Source organism: Roseburia sp. MSJ-14, from assembly GCF_018918225.1.
GTDB lineage: Bacteria > Bacillota > Clostridia > Lachnospirales > Lachnospiraceae > Petralouisia.
In genome coordinates, this window is sequence record NZ_JAHLQD010000008.1 from 315,453 (window position 1) to 336,830 (window position 21,378).

Here is a 21,378-nt window from a genome sequence, read left to right on the forward strand (position 1 = left end):
GAGTATGAATTATCAGGTAGGTGTGATTTCAGGGGATGGAATAGGCCCGGAAATTGTACAAGAGGCAAAAAACGTTTTAGATAAAGTTGGAAGTGTATTTGGTCATCAGTTTTCCTATGATGAGATTTTAATGGGTGGTGTATCCATTGATGCAACCGGGGTACCGTTAACAGATGAGGCAATTGCACAGGCAAAAAGTGCAGATGCAGTATTGATGGGATCTATCGGAGGAAATACTACAACTTCTCCATGGTATAAGTTACCACCGGAATTAAGACCGGAGGCAGGACTTTTGAAGTTACGCAAGTCCTTAAACTTATTCGCAAATTTAAGACCTGCATACCTATATGAAGAATTAAAGGCAGCGTGTCCATTAAGAGATGATATCATCGGTGATGGATTTGACATGATGATTATGCGTGAGCTTACCGGAGGCCTTTATTTTGGAGAGAGAACCACAGAAGAACGAAATGGAGTAATGACTGCGGTAGATACACTTACCTATACCGAGAAAGAGATTCGAAGAATTGCAAAGCGTGGATTTGATATTGCTATGAAGCGTAGAAAAAAGGTAACAAGTGTAGATAAGGCAAATGTATTAGATTCTTCCAGATTATGGAGAAAAGTAGTAGAGGAAGTAGCAAAGGATTATCCGGAAGTCACCTTGGAGCATATGTTGGTAGATAACTGTGCCATGCAGTTAGTAAAAGATCCAAAACAGTTTGATGTTATTTTAACAGAGAATATGTTCGGTGATATTTTATCAGATGAAGCAAGTATGGTAACCGGTTCTATTGGAATGTTATCTTCCGCAAGCTTAAATGATACCAAGTTTGGGTTATATGAGCCAAGTGGCGGTTCAGCACCGGATATTGCAGGAAAAGGAATTGCCAATCCAATTGCAACTATTTTAAGTGCAGCGATGATGCTTCGTTATTCCTTTGACTTAGATAAAGAGGCAGATGCAGTAGAAAATGCAGTAAAGCAGGTGTTAAAAGAAGGATACCGTACCATTGATATTATGCCGCAGGAAGAAGAAAAACGCGCAGAAGTGACACAGGTAGGTACCGTAGAGATGGGACGTCTCATATCCGAAAGAATAAAATAGAAATTAATCGTGGAAAGCGAGGTCTTAATATGCAGTTGACAGGAGCACAAATAGTAATAGAATGCTTGAAAGAGCAGGGTGTGGATACTGTCTTTGGTTATCCGGGAGGAGCCATTTTAAATGTATATGATGAATTATATAAGCATAAAAAAGAAATAAAACATGTATTAACATCACATGAACAGGGAGCATCCCATGCGGCAGATGGATATGCACGGTCTACCGGAAAAGTCGGTGTGTGTCTTGCTACTTCAGGACCGGGGGCAACAAATCTGGTAACCGGAATTGCAACCGCTTATATGGATTCTGTTCCAATGGTAGCAATCACATGTAATGTAGGTGTTTCTTTACTTGGTAAGGACAGTTTCCAAGAAATCGATATCGTGGGAATTACAACACCAATTACAAAGCACAACTTTATTGTAAAAGATATTGATAAGTTAGCAGATACCATTCGGCGTGCATTTAAAATTGCGCAGACAGGAAGACCGGGACCGGTATTGGTAGATATTCCAAAAGATGTTACCGCAAGCAAAACAGAATTTCAGGCAATCAAGATAGAACCAATTCCAAGACTGTGTAAGGACATTACAGAAGAAGATTTACAGACAGCAGTTGAAATGATTCAGAATGCAAAGAAGCCATACATATTTGTGGGTGGAGGAGCTGTTATCTCGGGAGCAAGTCCGGAACTAATGGAATTTGTTGAAAAGGTGCAGGCACCTGTAACAGATTCCTTGATGGGAAAAGGAGCGTTTGATGGTAATCATAAGCTGTATACCGGAATGCTTGGAATGCATGGAACTAAGGCATCTAATTACGGTGTGAGCGAATGTGACTTATTAATTGCAATCGGTGTTCGTTTCAGTGACCGTGTTATCGGAAATGCGAAAAAGTTTGCAAGTAATGCCAAAATATTGCAGTTTGACATTGATCCGGTAGAAGTAAATAAGAACATTATTACAGATGCCCATGTTATTGGCGATGTAAAAGAGATTCTTACCAGATTAAATGAAAGAATTGGGCAGCAAAATCATGATGAATGGATTGCAAAAGTATTAGAATATAAAGAAAAATACCCGTTGACTTATCACCATGAAGGGTTAAGCGGACCTTATGTTATTGAAGAGATTTACAAAGCCACAAATGGCGAAGCTATCATGGTAACAGAAGTAGGGCAGCATCAGATGTGGGCGGCACAGTTCTATAAATATAGCAAACCACGAACATTACTTACTTCCGGTGGATTGGGAACCATGGGATATGGTCTGGGAGCAGCAATCGGAGCGCAGATAGCCAATCCGGATAAGCAGGTAGTAAATATTGCAGGTGACGGATGTTTCCGTATGAATATGAATGAAATCGCAACAGCAGTACGTCAGCAGATACCATTAATACAAGTTGTAATTAATAACCATGTATTGGGAATGGTTCGACAGTGGCAGAACTTATTTTACGAACAGCATTATTCAGAAACAGTACTAAATGATAGTGTTGATTTTGTAAAACTTGCAGAAGCAATGGGAGCTACCGGATATCGAGCTACCACGCAAGAAGAGTTTAACGAGGCTTTTCAAAAGGCATTAGCTAGTAAAACACCGGTATTGATTGATTGTATCATAGATAGTGATGATAAGGTATGGCCAATGGTCGCACCGGGAGCAGCAATCAGTGAAGTGTTTAGCGAAGAAGATATGAAGCAAGATAAATAAAATAATATTTACATAAATGTAAATTGAGGAGGAAAAAACATGAGCAGAGTTTACAATTTTTCAGCAGGACCAGCAGTTTTACCAGAAGAGGTCTTGAAAGAAGCAGCAGATGAAATGCTAGACTACAAAGGAAGCGGAATGTCCGTAATGGAAATGAGTCATCGTTCCAAAGTATACGATAACATCATTAAAGAAGCAGAAGCAGACTTACGCGAATTAATGAACATTCCTGATAATTACAAGGTAATGTTTTTACAGGGTGGAGCTTCCCAGCAGTTTGCAATGATTCCAATGAATCTGATGAAGAATAAGAAAGCAGCTTATATCATAACAGGTCAATGGGCAAAAAAAGCATTCAATGAAGCAAAGATTTATGGAGAAGCAGTTAAAGTAGCATCTTCCGAAGATGAAACATTTACTTATATTCCGGATTGCTCAGATTTGGATATTCCAGAAGATGCAGATTATGTATATATATGTGAAAATAATACAATTTATGGAACCAAATATAAGAAATTGCCAAATACCAAAGGTCATACTTTAGTAGCAGACGTTTCCTCCTGTTTCTTATCTGAGCCGGTAGATGTAACAAAATACGGTGTGATTTATGGTGGAGTTCAGAAGAATGTGGGACCGGCAGGTGTTGTTATTGTAATTATGAGAGAGGATTTGATTACAGAAGATACACTTCCTGGAACACCAACTATGTTAAAATATAAAACACATGCAGATGCAGACTCCCTTTACAATACACCACCAGCATACGGTATCTACATTTGCGGTAAAGTATTCAAATGGTTAAAGAAAATGGGCGGTTTGGAAGTAATGAAACAGCGCAATGAAGAAAAAGCAAAGATTCTTTATGATTTCTTAGACCAGAGTAAGATGTTCAAAGGAACTGTAAGAAAAGAAGACCGTTCTTTAATGAATGTTCCTTTTGTAACCGGTGATAAAGATTTAGATGCAAAATTTGTAAAAGAAGCAGAAGCAGCAGGACTTGTAAACTTAAAAGGACATAGAACTGTTGGCGGTATGCGTGCAAGCATTTACAATGCAATGCCAAAAGAAGGCGTAGAAAAATTAGTTGAATTTATGAAGAAATTTGAAGAGGAGAACTAAAATGTATCAATATCATTGTTTAAATCCAATTGCAAACGTAGGTTTGGATTTGTTTGACGAAAATTATAAAAAAGTAGAAGATATGAAGGATGCACAGGCTGTTTTGGTAAGAAGCGCAGCAATGCATGATTTGGAATTGCCAGAAAATCTTTGTGCAATAGCAAGAGCAGGTGCAGGTGTTAATAATATTCCGTTAGAAAAATGCGCAGACGCAGGAATCGTTGTATTTAATACACCAGGTGCAAATGCAAACGGCGTAAAAGAGTTAGTATTTGCAGGTATGCTTTTAGCATCTCGTGATATCATTGGTGGTATTAACTGGGTATTGGAAAATAAAGACAGCGAAACAGTTGGAAAAGATGCAGAAAAGGCAAAGAAAGCATTTGCAGGACGTGAAATCGCAGGAAAGAAACTTGGTGTTATCGGTCTTGGAGCAATCGGTGTTAAGGTAGCAAATGCAGCAACTCATTTAGGTATGGAAGTTTATGGATATGATCCATTTATTTCTGTAAATGCAGCATGGAATCTTTCCCGTAATGTAAAACACATCAATGTAGTAGAAGAAATTTATCGTGAATGTGATTATATCACTATTCATGTACCATTGATGGATAATACTAAAAAGATGATAAATGAAGAAGCTGTTGCACAGATGAAAGAAGGCGTAGTACTTCTGAACTTTGCAAGAGATTTATTAGTAGATGAAGAAGCTGTTTTAAAGGCAATCAAAGCTGGAAAAGTAAAGAAATATGTATCTGACTTCGCTAATCCAACAACAGCAGGACAGGAAGGTTGTATTGTAATCCCTCATTTAGGAGCATCTACAGAAGAATCTGAAGATAACTGCGCAGTTATGGCAGTAAAAGAGTTAAGAGACTTCTTAGAAAACGGAAATATCCGTAATTCCGTAAACTACCCAAATTGTGATATGGGAACCTGTGAAACCGCAGGTCGTGTAGCTGTGCTTCATAAGAATATCAAAGGTATGATTAGTAAGTATACCGCAGTAATGGAAAACAATAATATCAATATTTCTGATATGACCAACAAGAGCCGTGGTGACTATGCATATTCTTTATTGGATATTGATTCTCCAGTAACAGATGCTGCTGTAGAACAGTTAAAGGCAATTGAAGGTGTATTAAAAGTAAGAGTTGTAAAATAGTAATTAATACATAGAAAAGCCGTATGTTTCGGATTATTGAAACATACGGCTTTTTTGCACATATTAGAGATATTTTTGATTGTAATGAAGAAGTACCACGTTGAGGGAATGATATTCATTCATCATATGTTTGTAAGTGTTAGATAAAGAAGAACAGGAAATCTTTACTTCATGAATTACTTGCTGGTATTGCCGTTCTAAGGAAGAAAGAATTTTATCGCTCATGGCACAATTACGATATTTATTATGTAAAAAAGAAAGTAGCGATTCGTGGTGTGCCATATCAAGGTCGGAATCAAGGGACAGAGTATTGCTTAAAAAGCAGGATAAAGCCACAACCTCAGCAACAGGTGTAGGAGAAAAGTTCAAAGGTTTCTCCTGCTTCCAATGGTCCAGGATGGAAAAGGATTGATGTATCGTTTCAAGGATTGGTTCCTGTACATTTCCTGTTAAGATTTTTTTGGTAATTTCCTGCGTAGAGTCACTGTAAATGTTTTTTAAATAGGCATCATAGTCCTTCGAGCTTTTGGCAAAAGAAGGAAGAGAAATCTTACCGATATTATGCAGTAAGGCAGACAACTCTGCAATTTTGCAGGAGGTGCCGGAAAAATGAAGTTCTTTTGCCAGTTTTTGACTTATCTGCACAGCATAAGCAGTATGAAGTGCAGAGTATTCGCTGCGAAAATCTATGGCAAAAATAAATAGAAGAAGAAAATCATGTATTTCAGCTTCTGTAAGAGTCAGAGTTGCCATGTACTTGGAGAGTTCATTCCGATAACTTCCGGAATGCAATGCATCTAAAATGTGATAAGCACTATCTGCGTTTTGAAACCACTGAATATCACTTGAAGCAAAGATAGAGTCTCGGTACCCTTCCAAAAATGGAAGTAAATGTCTGGAGTCATTAAATTGACAAAAGATGTCAATTCTGTCTGCTAAATACAAAATGCGCGCAAGTTTACGATGATAATCACTGATAGGGACAGAATAATACTGAGCATTACAGTGATGGTGATACAAAATAACATTTGCATATTCCTTTAAAGGAGAAAAAGTCTGAAAAAGAAGATAGCCAAATACAGAATGTTCCAAAGAATCATTCTGATTAAAAGAAAGCATGGAATCTATTTCAGCCTCTTTATATGCACCAATGTCGTGAAGTAATCCAAGCATAAAAATATTCTGTTTTTCCTGAGGGGAAAATTGAGACTTGTCCTTAAACATTTCCATAAGAATATAAGCCACACGTTCTCCATGGCTGTTTAAGCGAGGGTCAATATAATGATATGCCTGACAGATAATGTCAGTAATATTAATTGTTGATGTTTCCATTTGTACTCACCTCCATAAGTTATTAATATTATAGTGAATTTGGAATAAAGTGTCAATGAACGAAGGTTGCACAGAAAAATAATCTATGATACCATAAGGGCACAAATAGAAAAAAAGGAGCAAAGCCATGTTGAGTTGGATAAGTGCAAATTGGATATATCATACAGGAAATATATTGGCGAAAAGTCAGGAAGCATCGGAATTGCAAGAATTGGAAAAAATAGCCCAGCCGGGAGTGTTAAAATCTTATTTGGAGAGTTTAGTGCCGGGATTGCTGGGATTTGCTTTGCGAGTAGTAATTGCTATAATAATTTATTTTATCGGCGGTAAGATTATTAAGTGGATACGAAAGGTTTTACGAAAAGCACTGGAACGTTCCAGTGTGGATAAAGGAGTGCGACAATTTTTAGATTCTTGTACGAAAGTTGCCCTGTATTTTATATTGGTAATTATTGTGGTAAATCAGTTGGGAATAGAAACTACCTCTGTTGTGGCAGTATTAGGTTCGGCAGGACTTACTATCGGACTTGCATTACAGGGAAGTTTATCTAACTTTGCAGGAGGTGTGCTAATTCTCATATTTAAGCCATTTAAAGTAGGAGATTATATTATAGAAGACACTCATAATAATGAGGGAACTGTTTCGGAGATTATGATTTTCTACACAAAACTTTTAACTGTCGATAATAAAGTAATTGTTATTCCAAATGGAGTGTTAGCAAATGCCAGTCTTACCAATGTAACAAAACAGGAAAAGCGCAGGTTAGATTTGTTTGTAGGAATTTCTTATGACGCAGACATCAAAAAGGCGAAAGCGGTGTTGCAAGAATTGTTTTTACAAGAACCGGCTCGAGTTGCAACTGAAGAAGTGAATGTATTTGTGGAAGCATTAGAAGATAGTAGTGTAAAGATAGGATGCCGTGTATGGGTGAAGTCAGAAGAGTATTGGCCTGCAAGATGGCGTTTAATAGAGAGCATGAAAGAAAAACTGGAAGAAGCCGGAATTGAAATACCATTTAATCAGTTGAATGTTTCTGTTACAAAGATGCAATAACATACATAAATGATAAAAAATAGCACAAAACAAAGACTGTTTTCGTTGACATCTATGGTAAAATATGCTAACCTTAAATATGTGGTAAGTACAAGCCACAGATATTTTTTATGTATTTAGGAGGAAGTGTTTCATGCAACAGGGAACAGTAAAATGGTTTAATGCAAAGAAGGGTTACGGATTTATTTCTGATGCAGAAGGAAATGATGTATTTGTACATTTTTCCGCATTAGTTATGGACGGATTCAAGGAATTGAAAGACGGAGAAAAAGTTGAGTTTGAAGTAGTAGAAGGCGACAAAGGACCACAGGCTTCAAATGTAAGACGTATCGCTTAATTTCAAATAAATGAAGAACCAAGGCTGCTCATAAGAGCAGCCTTTTGCATGGAAGAAAGAGTCTGCTTGTTGACTCTTTCATACCTTTGTACTTTTATGTAGTGCGCTATTTCCTACGATATAAAAATAGTTAATAAAAAATAGTATGACGTGATAAGAATATCGTGCTATAATTGAATGATAAATGGAAAGAATAATAGAAAAGAAAAAGGACGGAAATTATGAATTTAGAAAATTGCAAAGCATATGAATTGATTGAAACAACCGATTTAAAAGATATTAATTCAAAGGGCTATTTATTGCGGCACAAGAAAAGCGGAGCAAGAATCAGTCTGATTGAAAATGATGATGAAAATAAGGTGTTTTATATAGGATTTCGTACACCATCTTTAGATAGCACCGGAGCAGCACACATTTTGGAACATTCTGTTTTGTGTGGTTCTAAAAAATATCCGGTAAAAGACCCATTTGTAGAATTGGTAAAAAGTTCCCTAAATACATTCTTAAATGCTATGACTTATCCGGACAAAACAATTTATCCGGTAGCAAGCTGCAATGACAAGGATTTTCAGAATCTGGTAGAAGTATACATGGATGCAGTATTTTATCCAAATATCGCAGAACATAAAGAAATATTTTGTCAGGAGGGCTGGCACTATGAAATGGAAGATATTAATGCACCACTTACCATCAATGGTGTAGTATACAATGAGATGAAAGGTGCATTTTCATCACCGGAAGAAGTGCTGAGCAGAGAGATTTTAAGTACACTTTATCCGGATACTTCTTACTTTTATGAGTCAGGTGGAGATCCAGATGTAATACCAAGCCTTTCCTATGAAAAATTCTTGGCGTTTCATAAGAAATATTATCATCCATGCAATTCCTATATCTATTTGTATGGAAACATGGATATGGAAGAAAAATTGAATTGGATGGATCAGGAATATCTTGGAAAGTACGATACTATTGAGGTGGATTCTAACATTAAGTGGCAGGAACCATTTGAGAGTGTAAAAGAAGTGAAAATTCCTTACAACATTGCAAGCGGAGAATCTTTAGAAGATAATACTTATCTTTCTTATAATGTAAGTACAGGAACGATTTTAGATAAGAAATTGTATGTGGCATTTGATATTTTAGATTACGCATTATTAAGTGCGCCGGGAGCACCATTAAAACAGGCTTTGTTAGATGCCGGAATCGGAAAAGACATTATGGCATCCTATGACAATTATACATTGCAGCCAATGTTTTCTATTGTAGCAAAGAACAGTAATTTGGAGAAAAAGGAAGAGTTTCTTGGAATTATTCGCAAAGTATTAGAAGAACAGGTGAAGAACGGTATCAATAAGAAGTCCTTACTTGCAGGAATTAATAGCTTTGAGTTCAAATATCGTGAGGCTGATTTTGGACAATTTCCAAAGGGATTGTTGATGGGAATTAAGTGTTTGGATAGTTGGATTTATGATGAAAAACAACCATTCTTACATTTGCAAGAACTAGATGTTATTGAGTTTTTGAAAAAGCAGGTAGAAACAGATTATTTTGAACAGTTGGTACAAAAATATTTATTAGACAATAACCATGCAGCCGTAGTAATTGTAGAGCCGCAGTATGGATTGAATGCACAAAAAGAAGAAAAACTTGCTGAAAAATTAGAGGCATATAAAAATTCGTTAAGTAAAGAAGAACAGCAGGAAATTGTAGATTTCACACATCATTTGAAAAAATATCAGGAAGAACCTTCTGCAACGGAAGACTTAGATAAGATTCCAACCTTAACAAGAAAGGATATTAAAAAGGATGCAGAAAAGTTATATATCCGTGAAAATTATGTGGATGATACATTGATGTTATGCCATGATATCGACACCAATGGAATTGCTTACTTTAGCCTGATGTTTGATGTGACAGATATTCCGGCTCATTTAATTCCTTATATGGGATTGATGAAAGCAGTACTTGGTTATGTAGATACAGAGCACTATACATTCCCGGAGCTTGCAAATGAAATCAATCTTTATACAGGTGGAATCTTTTCTAATATTGGTTCCTATGCTCATGTGGAAAAGGGAAACGTTAGCTTAAAATATGAGATAAAGGCGAAGACACTGTATAAAGAAATTCCAAAGACAATAGCAATTATTCGTGAAATATTGTCCGGTAGCAACTATAGACAGCAAGATCGACTCTATGAGATTTTAGCACAGTTAAAGTCCAGATTGCAGATGGGAATGAGCAGTGCAGGTCACTCCATATCCGCAATGCGAGCAATGTCATATTTTTCTGTTTCGGGAAAATACAGTGATATGACAGAAGGAATAGAATTCTATCAGTTGATTAAAGATTTAGAAGAACATTTTGAAGAAAAGAAAGAGGAATTAAGCAAGAATTTAGAAACACTTGCTGGCTATATGTTCCGTAAAGATAATCTTATGATTAGCGCAGGAGCACAGAAGGAAGGATTGGAATTATTAGAAAAGGAAATTCCAACGGTAAAAACAATTTTGCATGAAAAAACCTCTGATGTGAAAGCAGAACCGATGCAGTTAGAAAAGAAGAATGAAGGATTTATGGATGCCTCTCAGGTACAGTATGTTTCCAGAGCCGGTAACTTTAAGAAGGCAGGCTATGAATATACTGGTGCACTCCGCATCTTAAAAGTCTTATTAAGTTATGATTATCTTTGGATTAATGTAAGAGTAAAAGGTGGAGCATATGGTTGCATGAGCGGATTTACGCGTAAAGGAGATGGATATTTCACTTCCTATCGTGATCCGAATCTTTCAAAGACCAATGAGATATATGAAGGAGTTCCGGAATACCTTAAGAACTTCACCGTAGAAGAAAAGGATATGACAAAGTATATCATAGGAACCTTCAGTGATGTAGACACGCCATTGACACCGGCAGGAAAGACCGGAAGAAGTGCTACAGCATATTTAACCGGAGTGACTTATGAAATGATACAAAAAGAGCGTCAGCAGATTTTAAATGCAACACAGGAAGATATTCGTGAGCTTGCAGGCATTGTGGAGGCAATTTTAAAGGAAGATGCACTTTGCGTTATTGGAAATGAAGAAAAACTCAAGGAAGAAAAAGGATTGTTCAAAGAATTGAAGAATCTGTATTAAGGATTAAGGGAGAAAAGTATGAATCAAAGTTTTAAATCTGGATTTGTAACACTAATTGGAAGACCGAACGTGGGAAAATCTACATTGATGAATCGTTTGATAGGTCAAAAGATTGCCATTACATCGAAAAAGCCGCAAACCACCAGAAATCGAATCCAAACTGTATATACCGATGAAGAAAAAGGACAGATTGTATTTTTGGATACACCGGGAATTCATAAGGCGAAAAATAAGCTTGGAGAATACATGGTAAATGTTGCAGAGCGTACCTTGAACGAAGTTGATGTGGTGCTTTGGCTGGTAGAACCCACCAATTATATTGGTGCAGGAGAGCAACATATTTTAGAAAAACTGCGTCGAGTAAAGACGCCGGTTATTTTGGTAATCAACAAAACCGATATGGTAAAAAAAGAAGAAATCCTTTCTTATATTGATACCTATCGGAAAGAATATGATTTTGCGGAAATTGTTCCGTTATCTGCATTGCGTGGACAAAATACCGAGATTTTAGTTGATTTGATTTTCAAATATCTTCCATATGGACCCATGTTCTATGATGAAGATACCATTACAGACCAGCCGGAACGTCAAATTGTGGCAGAGTTGATTCGTGAAAAGGCACTTCATGCATTAAGTGAGGAAATTCCGCACGGAATAGCAGTTACCATTGAACGAATGAAAGAACGGGAAAATGGAAAACTCATAGATATTGATGCAACCATTATCTGTGAGCGCGATTCTCACAAGGGCATTATTGTTGGAAAAGGCGGCAATATGTTGAAAAAAATCGGAACCAATGCCAGATATGAAATTGAACGTCTTTTAGATAGTAAAGTGAATTTAAAACTTTGGGTAAAAGTAAAGAAAGATTGGCGAGACAGCGACTTCCTGATAAAGAACTTCGGATATCGTGAAGACGAGGATTATTAGAAGAAATTTGCCATTTTTTATCTGGTATTATCTATCATGTTCAGGGACAACCTAAGAGTATAGAAAACAAAAGTACAAGGGGGAATCGAACATGATAGAACCAGAATGGATGAAATTTGAAAGTACAGGAAGAATTGCAGATTATTTAAGCTATAAAGGACATATGGAGGGTGGTGCTACATCCTCTATGATAGAACAAGAAGAACAAGGCAGGAGCGTGGCAATATATGGGACAGACCATAGTGCTGACGGGCATGGTATTATCAGCGGTCCCGGTGGGCGAATATGACAAAAGAATAACGCTTCTGACCAGGGAAAGAGGAAAAATTTCGGCATTTGCCCGCGGGGCACGAAGACCGAATAGTCAGATGATGGCAGCCAGCAATCCTTTTTCCTTTGGACAGTTTGAGGCTTATGAGGGGCGTAGCTCCTATACGGTAGTGAAAGCAGATATTTCCAACTATTTTCGAGAACTTACTATGGACTTAGATGCAGCCTATTTTGGCTTTTATTTTATGGAAATCGCAGATTATTATGGGCGAGAAAATGCAGATGAAATACATATGCTGAAACTATTGTATCAGTCACTTCGGGCATTAGAAAACCCACATTTGAATAATCGCCTGGTGCGACGGATTTTTGAATTAAAAGCAATGGTAATCAATGGAGAGTATCCCAACGTATTTTCCTGTTTAAAGTGTGGAACAAAGGAAAACTTAACATCATTTCATGTAAAAAGCGGCGGAACTCTATGTACGGATTGTGCAAGAGGAGTCCCGTCTTTTTCCATAAATGAATCTACTCTTTATACCATGCAGTACATTATTACCTCCAGCATCGAAAAATTATATACATTTACCGTTTCAGAGGAAGTACTAGAAAAATTAGAAAAAATTATGAACGAATATATGAAAACATATATTGACCGTAGATTTCATTCCCTACAGGTATTAGAACAGAATCAAGGCTTTGAAGCGGGAATTCGAGGTGTTACGGTGTAAGATTATAAAAGAAAAAGATGGAAGATAGCAGTTGCAATAAATGGGCGGAAAGGGTATAATATTTAGTATTCACGTTTAGACTTTAGGAGGAATGTTATGAAGAAAATAATATCCATCAGTCTGGTATGTGTTATGATAGCCGGATTGTTGACAGGCTGCGGGGATTCCCTTGACGTAGATTGTAGTACTGTATATGTAAAAGAAAAGGGAAATATTATAGCTGCATCCATTGAAAAATTAGACAAGGACAATTATGATGAAAAGGAATTGGAAGATTTTATCAATGAAAAGGTAGATGCATATCAGAAAAAACACGATAAGGATAGTGCAAAAGTAAGCGATTTTTCTGTAAAGAAAGGGAAAGCAGAGCTTTTGATGAAATATGCCGGGTATGAAGATTATCAGGAATTGAATAATGTTACATTATTTGCCGGAACGGTACCACAGGCTTTAGCTGCCGGGTATGATTTTGAAACTGACTTTACAAAAGTAAAGGATGGGAAAGCGTCTGGTGAGGCAGATAGTAGTAAAATTAAAGAATCTGATTGCAAAGTTGTGATTTTAAGCGAGAAGATAGATGTGAAAATAGATGGAACTGTAAAGTACATATCTTCTGATTATACTTCTATGAAGGCAAAGGATACAGTATCTATCAAATTACCAAAGGATGCAGAAGACGGTGCAGATTTATCTTTGGTATATATTGTATATGAATAAAAGAAAAGAACAGATAGAAAGAGGTAACGAAAATGGAAAAGACAATGGAAAAAATCGTAGCGTTAGCGAAAGCAAGAGGTTTTGTATATCCGGGTTCTGAAATATACGGAGGACTGGCAAATACTTGGGATTACGGAAATCTTGGTGTTGAATTAAAGAATAATGTAAAAAAAGCATGGTGGCAGAAGTTTGTTATGGAGAATCCTTATAATGTAGGTGTGGACTGTGCTATTTTAATGAATCCACAGACTTGGGTAGCATCTGGACATTTAGGTGGATTTTCCGATCCATTAATGGATTGTAAGGAATGTCATGAACGTTTTCGTGCAGACAAGATTATAGAAGAATTTGCTCAGGAAAATAACATTGAATTAAGAAGTTCCGTGGATGGTTGGAGTCAGGACGAAATGATGCAGTTTATCAATGACAATCAGATTCCGTGTCCAACTTGCGGAAAACATAATTTTACAGATATCCGTCAGTTTAACTTAATGTTTAAGACTTTTCAGGGCGTTACCGAGGATGCAAAGAACACGGTATACTTAAGACCGGAAACTGCACAGGGAATTTTCGTAAACTTTAAAAATGTTCAGAGAACTTCCCGTAAGAAAATCCCATTTGGTATTGGACAGATTGGTAAATCTTTCCGTAATGAGATTACACCGGGTAACTTTACCTTCCGTACCAGAGAATTTGAACAGATGGAATTAGAATTTTTCTGTGAACCGGGAACAGACTTAGAATGGTTCACATATTGGAGAAGTTTCTGTATCAATTGGTTAAAGAATCTTGGTATTAAAGATGATGAAATGAGAGCCCGTGATCATGATGCAGAGGAGCTTTGTTTCTACAGTAAAGCAACTACTGATATAGAGTTCTTATTCCCATTCGGATGGGGCGAACTTTGGGGAATCGCAGATCGTACAGATTACGACTTGACACAGCATCAGAATACTTCCGGACAGGATATGACATATTTTGATGATGAAAAGAAAGAAAAATATATTCCATATGTAATTGAGCCATCATTAGGAGCAGACAGAGTAGTATTAGCATTCCTTTGTGCTGCATATGATGAAGAAAATATCGGAACAGAAGAAAAACCGGATATGAGAACTGTACTTCATTTCCATCCGGCATTGGCTCCGGTTAAGATTGGTATTTTACCATTGTCAAAGAAGTTAAACGAGGGTGCAGAAAAAGTTTACGCACAGCTTGCTAAGAAATATAACTGTGAATTTGATGACAGAGGAAATATCGGAAAACGTTACAGAAGACAGGATGAAATCGGTACACCATTCTGTATTACTTATGATTTTGAATCAGAAGAAGACCATGCAGTAACTGTTCGTGACCGTGATACCATGGAACAGGAAAGAGTAAAGATTGAAGACTTAGACGCATATTTTGCGAGAAAATTTGAGTTTTAATGAGTTATATTTGATTTAGGTATTAAAGTTGTAATATAATAGTTAATAACAAAACAAAGTACAACCACTAAGGAGGAAAAGCAAATGGGAAAAGTTAAGTTTCGAACCAAAATGATAATAATTTTTTTGATGATGCTTGTAATGGGAGTTTTTTCAATTGTTTTCGCTCGTATGGGAATGAAAGATATTGAAAAGAGCGCAATTGTAGCTATCGAGTCAGCACAGAAGAGAGATGCTGATGCTGCTGATGATAAAAAAGCACTTAATACAGATGAGACGGAGATGCGTTCCATTGTAAAAGATGAGGTGCAGCAAATGATGATAGTAATTGCTATAATGCTCTTACTGGTTATGGTGATTGGAGTTTGGGTTACCTATGACATGATTCATTCTTTAAACTATGCTTGTAGTTATGCAGATGAATTAGCAAAAGGTAATTTTTCGGAAAATATAGCAGATAAGTACATAGAACGTAAAGATAGCGTGGGTGATTTAGCACATGCCTTCGAGAAAATTAAAAGTAATTTAGAGTCTTTAATTGGAAACGTACAGAATGAAGCGGTAGAGATTCAGGAAAATGTAATTCAGATTGAAGATAACATTGACACTATGAATGGTGAAATGGAAGGTGTATCAGCGGCTACGGAAGAACTGGCAGCAGGAATGCAAGAGTCAGCAGATTCAGCAGAACGAATGAACTCTATGTCTGGTGAAATTGAAAATGCAGTGAAAAGTATTGCAACTCATGCACAAGAGGGTGCTCAGCGTGTATACGAAATTCATGAAAGAGCAGCAAAGGCAAAGAACACCACAAAAGAAAATCGTGAACATGCAAGCAGTATACAGAATGAAATTCGTACCAGCTTAGATCAGGCATTAAAGGATGCGGAAATTGTATCTGAAATCGAGGTTCTGGCACAGGCAATTATGGAAATCACATCACAGACCAATTTATTGTCATTAAATGCTTCCATAGAAGCAGCAAGAGCAGGTGAAGCAGGAAGAGGATTTGCAGTTGTAGCAGATGAGATTCGAAATCTGGCAGAGCAGTCCGAAAGTTCTGTAATTCATATACAAGAGATTACAGACAGCGTGACAAAGGCAGTAAAGCATCTTTCTGATGACGCAATCAGATTGTTAAATTTTGTAGCAACGGATGTAAATGAAAGTTATGATATTTTCGAGAGATTAGCCGATGATTATAACGGAGATGCAGAGTATGTAGATCAGTTAGTTTCCGATTTTAGTGCTACTTCAGAAGAATTATTAGCTTCTATGGATGGCATGATAGAAGCAATAGCAGGTGTGGCAAATGCGGCAAACGAAGGAGCGGCAGGAACTCAGGATATTGCAGAACGTATACAGAAAGCTGCAACAGAGTGTACAAAGGTTGCAGATACCATTGTAAAAGCAGATGAAAATGCAAATAAATTAAAGGAAGATACCACAAGATTTAAAACAGCATAATCAATAATTGTTAGAGAAACATGACACTGAAATTTAGTGTCATGTTTTTTTGTACAAAGAAATAAGTTATAGTACAGGAAAAAGTAATAGTAGTGTAAAGTGGTGTAAAAAATGTAAGAAAATAATAAAAAATTGCTATTTATGACAAATAAAACACAAAAATAGTATTGATATTATTAGATAATATGTTAAAATATACTTAAATGAAGGAGACTTCAATGGTGTATTTGTAAAATATATACAACATGTTTTACAAGAATAACCCAAACTACTAAAATATAGGAGGTATTTCAAATGGCTAAAAAGTGGGTTTATTTATTTACAGAGGGAAATGCAAATATGCGAGAACTTCTTGGGGGCAAAGGTGCAAATCTGGCAGAGATGACAAATATCGGTCTTCCTGTACCACAAGGTTTTACCATTACCACAGAAGCTTGTACACAGTACTATGAGGATGGAAGAGAAATTAATGATGAAATTCAATCTCAGATAAATGAGTACATAGGTAAAATGGAACAAATAACAGGCAAGAAGTTCGGAGATAAGCAAAATCCATTGCTTGTATCAGTTCGTTCAGGTGCACGGGCTTCTATGCCAGGTATGATGGATACCATATTGAACCTTGGTTTAAATGAAGAGGTTGTAAATGTTATCGCTGAGCAATCCAACAATCCAAGATGGGCTTGGGATTGTTATAGAAGATTTATCCAGATGTATTCTGATGTAGTTATGGAAGTCGGTAAGAAATATTTTGAAGAATTAATTGATAAAATGAAAGCTGACAGAGGGGTAAAGCAGGACGTAGAATTAACAGCGGATGATTTGAAAGAATTGGCAAATCAATTTAAAGCCGAATATAAGTCTAAAATCGGAGTTGACTTCCCGGATGATCCAAAGGAGCAGTTAATGGGAGCGATTAAAGCAGTGTTCCGTTCTTGGGATAACCCTCGTGCAAATGTATATCGTAGAGATAACGATATTCCATATTCCTGGGGAACAGCAGTTAACGTACAGGCAATGGTATTCGGAAATATGGGTGAAGATTGTGGTACCGGTGTTGCATTTACCCGTGACCCGGCAACCGGTCAGAAGGGATTATTTGGAGAATTCCTTACAAATGCACAAGGTGAGGATGTTGTTGCAGGAGTTCGTACTCCAATGAAGATTTCTGAAATGGAAGAAAAGTTTCCAAAGGCATATGCACAGTTTAAGATTGTGTGCAATACCTTGGAGGCACATTACAGAGATATGCAGGACATGGAGTTTACAGTAGAACATTGCCAGTTATACATGCTCCAGACCCGTAATGGTAAGAGAACAGCACAGGCAGCATTAAAAATTGCATGTGATTTAGTAGATGAACAAATGAGAAACGAGGAAGAAGCAGTAGCGATGATTGATCCTCGTAACTTAGATACATTATTACATCCACAGTTTGATGCGGCAGCATTAAAAGCGGCAGTACCAGCAGGAAAAGCTTTGGGAGCATCACCGGGAGCTGCATGTGGTAAAATTGTATTTACAGCAGAAGATGCAAAAAATTGGGCTGCAAGAGGAGAAAAAGTAGTATTGGTTCGTCTGGAAACATCTCCGGAAGATATTGAAGGTATGAAGGCTGCACAGGGTATCTTGACTGTGCGTGGTGGTATGACAAGTCACGCAGCGGTTGTTGCCCGTGGTATGGGAACCTGTTGTGTATCAGGATGTGGTGACATTGTTATGGATGAGGAAAACAAGAAGTTCACATTGGCAGGAAAAGAATATCACGAAGGAGATTATTTATCCTTAGACGGTTCTACCGGTAATATTTATGATGGACAGATTCCAACTGTAGATGCAACAATCGCAGGAGAGTTCGGAAGAATTATGGGCTGGGCAGATAAATATAGAAAGTTAAAAGTAAGAACGAATGCAGATACACCGGCAGATGCAAAAAAGGCACGCGAGCTTGGTGCAGAAGGTATCGGACTTTGCCGTACAGAGCATATGTTCTTTGAAGGCGACAGAATTGATGCATTCCGTGAAATGATTTGTTCTGATACCGTAGAAGAAAGAGAAGCAGCACTTGCTAAGATTTTACCTGTACAGCAGGGAGACTTTGAAAAACTGTATGAAGCATTGGAAGGCAATCCGGTTACCATTCGTTTCTTAGATCCACCATTACATGAATTCGTTCCAACAGAGGAAGAAGATATTAAGAAATTAGCTGATGCTCAGGGAAAATCAGTAGAAACAATTAAGGCAATTATTGATTCCTTACATGAATTCAATCCGATGATGGGACATAGAGGATGCCGTCTTGCAGTTACTTATCCGGAAATTGCAAGGATGCAGACCAGAGCAGTCATTCGTGCAGCAATTAACGTACAGAAAGCACATCCTGATTGGAATATAAAGCCAGAAATTATGATTCCATTGGTTGGAGAAGTAAAGGAATTAAAATTTGTAAAGAAAATCGTAGTAAAAACAGCAGATGAGGAAATCGCAGCAGCAGGTATTAAGTTAGAATATGAAGTTGGTACGATGATTGAAATTCCAAGAGCTGCATTAACTGCGGATGAAATTGCAAAAGAAGCTGACTTCTTCTGCTTTGGAACAAATGATTTGACACAGATGACATTCGGATTCTCTCGTGATGATGCTGGTAAGTTCTTAGGTGCTTACTATGATGCTAAGATTCTTGAGAATGATCCATTTGCAAGATTAGACCAGACTGGTGTTGGAAAATTAATGGAAATGACCATTAACTTAGGAAAACCGGTAAATCCAAACTTACATATCGGTATCTGTGGAGAGCACGGTGGAGATCCATCTTCCGTAGAGTTCTGCCATAAGATTGGACTGGATTATGTATCTTGTTCCCCATTCCGTGTACCAATTGCAAGATTAGCAGCAGCACAGGCTGCAATTGCAGAAAAGCAGAATTAACAACAATATATTTAAAGGTTCTTATAAGAAATCGCCACCTCGGATTCATATAGAGGTGGTGATTTTTTATATCATAGGAAGTGCTGAAATTAGTTGTAAGCGACAATGTTCGCGCTCTTTTTTTTAGTAAAAGAAGAATTTTGTGGAATTTTTGTAAAATTTAAGAATAAATTAAGTAGACTATTTTCTGGAATCTGTTATAATATTCTTTAGTTGCAATTATGAGGAGACAAGGAATGAAGGAAAAAATTCAAAAATTGATACCGGCATATGCGGTTGTTCCACTGCTTACTTGTTTGGCAGTGAATTTTCTTGTATATGCAGGGATTGCACCTATAGCGGATGGATGGAAGCATTACGATTTAACGACGGCTTTCGATCGGGCAGTTCCGGTTGTACCTGAATTTGTAATCATATATTTAGGATGTTATCTGTTTTGGGGTGTTAACTATATATTAATTGCCAGTTTGGGAAAGGAACATTGTTATCGTTTTGTAACAGCTGACATTATGTCGCGTCTTATTTGCTGTTTCTTTTTTCTGGTGCTACCAACCACAAATGTACGACCTGTTATAGCAGGTGATGGAGTGTGGGAGAATATACTTCAATTTGTATACAGTATGGATGATCCTACCAGACTATTTCCGTCCATTCACTGTTTAGTTAGTTGGTTTTGTTATATAGGGATTCGAGGACAGAAGCGTGTACCAAAATGGTATCGCGCATTTTCATGTGTTTTTGCATTAATGGTCTGTGCATCAACACAATTTACGAAGCAACACTATATTGTAGATGTATTTAGTGGAATTATGATTGCGGAATTAACATATTATATTGGATTTCACACCAATTGTTATCGTCTGTTAGAACATTTGTTTGAAAGGATATATAAGCGTGGAAAGTAAGAAGAAGAAAATCGGAAATGCATTATTTCTTGTGGTTGTATTTTTGCTGACAATTTATAGTGTATTTCATGGCGAAGATTTGCAGGCAGTAGGAAAAGCAATTGAAGGAGTAAATTTGTGGTATATCATTCCGGCAGGAGCAGCAGTAATATTTTTTGTCTGGGGTGAATCCATTATCATTCATTATATGTTTGGAACGCTGGATATTAAGACGAAAGAAAGAACCTGTTTCTTATATTCTTGTGTAGGATTTTTCTTTAGTGCCATTACACCGTCGGCAACAGGAGGACAGCCGGCACAGATATATTATATGCGTAAAAACAAGATTCCAATACCGGTAGCAACTCTGGTTTTGATGATTGTAACCATTACATATAAGTCAATATTAGTAATCATAGGATTGTTTGTAGCATTTTTTCAACGGGGATTTGTTCATCATTATTTAGAAGGAATACTTCCGATTTTTTATCTGGGAGTTGGATTAAATGTATTTTGTTGTATTTTTATGTCGTTCTTAGTTTTTTGGCCTAATCTGGCAAAGAATATGTTAGTTAAGGGAATGCATTTTCTGGAACATATTCATCTAATGAAGAAAAAACCGGAACGACAGGAAAAATTAGAAGCCTCCATGGAACATTATGAGGCAGCGGCAGTATACTTTAAGACCCATAAAAAAGTAATTGGAAATGTTATGATTATTACTTTTGTGCAGCGTTTTGCTTTATTTTTTGTAACATGGTTTGTATATAAGGCATTTGGTTTAAGCGGAACCAGTATTTATGATGTAGTAATGCTTCAGGCAGTGGTTTCTGTATCCGTTGATATGTTACCATTACCGGGAGGTATGGGAATAAGTGAGAATTTATTCCTGATTATTTTCAAAGGTGTATTTGCAGGAAGTTTATTACTTCCGGGAATGGTATTAAGCCGTGGAATTGCATATTATGTACAGTTGTTATTTAGCGCAGTTATGACAGCTGTGGCACATTTTAGAATAGGATATTCGCAAACAGAATGATTTAGAAAGAAGCGGGGA

General features: G+C 37.0%; 17 protein-coding genes. 16 read left to right on the top strand and 1 reads right to left on the bottom strand.

Features of this window, described 5'->3' with window-relative positions; all coding sequences use genetic code 11:
• Positions 1-4 precede the first annotated feature (4 nt).
• Genes leuB through KQI83_RS03920 form a run of 4 tightly spaced genes read left to right on the top strand, consistent with a single transcriptional unit; the run spans position 5 to position 5,104 of the window.
• Positions 5-1,108: a 3-isopropylmalate dehydrogenase gene (gene leuB, locus KQI83_RS03905; protein WP_216554878.1), complete on the top strand. Its 1,104-nt coding sequence runs from the start codon at positions 5-7 to the stop codon at positions 1,106-1,108.
• A 29-nt stretch (positions 1,109-1,137) separates the two neighbouring features.
• Positions 1,138-2,820 (top strand): biosynthetic-type acetolactate synthase large subunit, encoded by a 1,683-nt coding sequence (gene ilvB, locus KQI83_RS03910; protein ID WP_216554879.1) that lies wholly within the window; start codon positions 1,138-1,140, stop codon positions 2,818-2,820.
• 39 nt (positions 2,821-2,859) lie between these two features.
• Positions 2,860-3,939 carry a 3-phosphoserine/phosphohydroxythreonine transaminase gene (serC, locus tag KQI83_RS03915; protein ID WP_216554880.1) on the top strand — a complete coding sequence of 360 codons (1,080 nt, stop codon included), beginning with the start codon at positions 2,860-2,862 and terminating at the stop codon, positions 3,937-3,939.
• A 1-nt stretch (position 3,940) separates the two neighbouring features.
• A complete protein-coding gene (locus tag KQI83_RS03920) occupies positions 3,941-5,104 on the top strand; it encodes a phosphoglycerate dehydrogenase (RefSeq protein ID WP_216554882.1) in 1,164 nt (387 codons plus the stop codon).
• Between the two features lie 63 nt (positions 5,105-5,167).
• Here the strand turns inward: KQI83_RS03920 and KQI83_RS03925 are convergent, their stop codons facing one another.
• Complete coding sequence (locus KQI83_RS03925) at positions 5,168-6,436, bottom strand: HD domain-containing protein (protein ID WP_216554884.1); 1,269 nt, start codon at positions 6,434-6,436, stop codon at positions 5,168-5,170.
• A gap of 127 nt (positions 6,437-6,563) precedes the next feature.
• Here KQI83_RS03925 and KQI83_RS03930 point away from each other — a divergent pair, with 127 nt between their 5' ends.
• From KQI83_RS03930 to KQI83_RS03985, 12 genes are all read left to right on the top strand, one after another.
• Entirely contained in the window at positions 6,564-7,490 is a 927-nt protein-coding gene (locus tag KQI83_RS03930) for a mechanosensitive ion channel family protein (protein ID WP_216554886.1), read from the top strand.
• Positions 7,491-7,623: 133 nt separating this feature from the next.
• Positions 7,624-7,827 (top strand): cold-shock protein, encoded by a 204-nt coding sequence (locus tag KQI83_RS03935; RefSeq protein ID WP_216554889.1) that lies wholly within the window; start codon positions 7,624-7,626, stop codon positions 7,825-7,827.
• Positions 7,828-8,048: 221 nt separating this feature from the next.
• Positions 8,049-10,964, top strand: coding sequence for an insulinase family protein (locus KQI83_RS03940; RefSeq protein ID WP_216554891.1), 2,916 nt, complete (start codon positions 8,049-8,051; stop codon positions 10,962-10,964).
• An 18-nt stretch (positions 10,965-10,982) separates the two neighbouring features.
• Positions 10,983-11,894, top strand: coding sequence for a GTPase Era (gene era, locus KQI83_RS03945; protein WP_216554893.1), 912 nt, complete (start codon positions 10,983-10,985; stop codon positions 11,892-11,894).
• A gap of 91 nt (positions 11,895-11,985) precedes the next feature.
• Positions 11,986-12,183, top strand: coding sequence for a hypothetical protein (locus KQI83_RS03950; protein ID WP_216554894.1), 198 nt, complete (start codon positions 11,986-11,988; stop codon positions 12,181-12,183).
• The gene (gene recO, locus KQI83_RS03955; RefSeq protein WP_216554895.1) at positions 12,122-12,895 is read left to right on the top strand and encodes a DNA repair protein RecO; all 774 of its coding nucleotides are present in this window, start codon (positions 12,122-12,124) and stop codon (positions 12,893-12,895) included. The genes KQI83_RS03950 and recO overlap by 62 nt, the downstream gene beginning before the upstream one ends.
• A 96-nt stretch (positions 12,896-12,991) precedes the next feature.
• Entirely contained in the window at positions 12,992-13,612 is a 621-nt protein-coding gene (locus KQI83_RS03960) for a hypothetical protein (RefSeq protein WP_216554896.1), read from the top strand.
• Positions 13,613-13,644: 32 nt separating this feature from the next.
• Entirely contained in the window at positions 13,645-15,042 is a 1,398-nt protein-coding gene (locus KQI83_RS03965; RefSeq protein ID WP_216554897.1) for a glycine--tRNA ligase, read from the top strand.
• 84 nt (positions 15,043-15,126) lie between these two features.
• Positions 15,127-16,509 carry a methyl-accepting chemotaxis protein gene (locus KQI83_RS03970; protein ID WP_216554898.1) on the top strand — a complete coding sequence of 461 codons (1,383 nt, stop codon included), beginning with the start codon at positions 15,127-15,129 and terminating at the stop codon, positions 16,507-16,509.
• Between the two features lie 294 nt (positions 16,510-16,803).
• Positions 16,804-19,437 (top strand): pyruvate, phosphate dikinase, encoded by a 2,634-nt coding sequence (gene ppdK / locus KQI83_RS03975; RefSeq protein WP_216554899.1) that lies wholly within the window; start codon positions 16,804-16,806, stop codon positions 19,435-19,437.
• Between the two features lie 236 nt (positions 19,438-19,673).
• Positions 19,674-20,342, top strand: coding sequence for a phosphatase PAP2 family protein (locus tag KQI83_RS03980; protein WP_216554901.1), 669 nt, complete (start codon positions 19,674-19,676; stop codon positions 20,340-20,342).
• A complete protein-coding gene (locus KQI83_RS03985; RefSeq protein ID WP_216554903.1) occupies positions 20,332-21,360 on the top strand; it encodes a lysylphosphatidylglycerol synthase transmembrane domain-containing protein in 1,029 nt (342 codons plus the stop codon). Before KQI83_RS03980 ends, KQI83_RS03985 begins: the two co-directional genes overlap by 11 nt.
• Positions 21,361-21,378 lie beyond the last annotated feature (18 nt).

Bases quoted from the DNA above. Each gene is read 5' to 3' on its own strand.
- leuB (WP_216554878.1), top strand. From the start codon at position 5: ATGAATTATCAGGTAGGTGTGATTTCAGGGGATGGAATAGGCCCGGAA.
- KQI83_RS03960 (WP_216554896.1), top strand. From the start codon at position 12,992: ATGAAGAAAATAATATCCATCAGTCTGGTATGTGTTATGATAGCCGGA.
- KQI83_RS03920 (WP_216554882.1), top strand. From the start codon at position 3,941: ATGTATCAATATCATTGTTTAAATCCAATTGCAAACGTAGGTTTGGAT.
- KQI83_RS03950 (WP_216554894.1), top strand. From the start codon at position 11,986: ATGATAGAACCAGAATGGATGAAATTTGAAAGTACAGGAAGAATTGCA.
- KQI83_RS03935 (WP_216554889.1), top strand. From the start codon at position 7,624: ATGCAACAGGGAACAGTAAAATGGTTTAATGCAAAGAAGGGTTACGGA.
- KQI83_RS03940 (WP_216554891.1), top strand. From the start codon at position 8,049: ATGAATTTAGAAAATTGCAAAGCATATGAATTGATTGAAACAACCGAT.
- KQI83_RS03965 (WP_216554897.1), top strand. From the start codon at position 13,645: ATGGAAAAGACAATGGAAAAAATCGTAGCGTTAGCGAAAGCAAGAGGT.
- ilvB (WP_216554879.1), top strand. From the start codon at position 1,138: ATGCAGTTGACAGGAGCACAAATAGTAATAGAATGCTTGAAAGAGCAG.
- era (WP_216554893.1), top strand. From the start codon at position 10,983: ATGAATCAAAGTTTTAAATCTGGATTTGTAACACTAATTGGAAGACCG.
- KQI83_RS03970 (WP_216554898.1), top strand. From the start codon at position 15,127: ATGGGAAAAGTTAAGTTTCGAACCAAAATGATAATAATTTTTTTGATG.
- KQI83_RS03925 (WP_216554884.1), bottom strand. From the start codon at position 6,436: ATGGAAACATCAACAATTAATATTACTGACATTATCTGTCAGGCATAT.
- serC (WP_216554880.1), top strand. From the start codon at position 2,860: ATGAGCAGAGTTTACAATTTTTCAGCAGGACCAGCAGTTTTACCAGAA.
- KQI83_RS03980 (WP_216554901.1), top strand. From the start codon at position 19,674: ATGAAGGAAAAAATTCAAAAATTGATACCGGCATATGCGGTTGTTCCA.
- ppdK (WP_216554899.1), top strand. From the start codon at position 16,804: ATGGCTAAAAAGTGGGTTTATTTATTTACAGAGGGAAATGCAAATATG.
- KQI83_RS03930 (WP_216554886.1), top strand. From the start codon at position 6,564: ATGTTGAGTTGGATAAGTGCAAATTGGATATATCATACAGGAAATATA.
- recO (WP_216554895.1), top strand. From the start codon at position 12,122: ATGGGACAGACCATAGTGCTGACGGGCATGGTATTATCAGCGGTCCCG.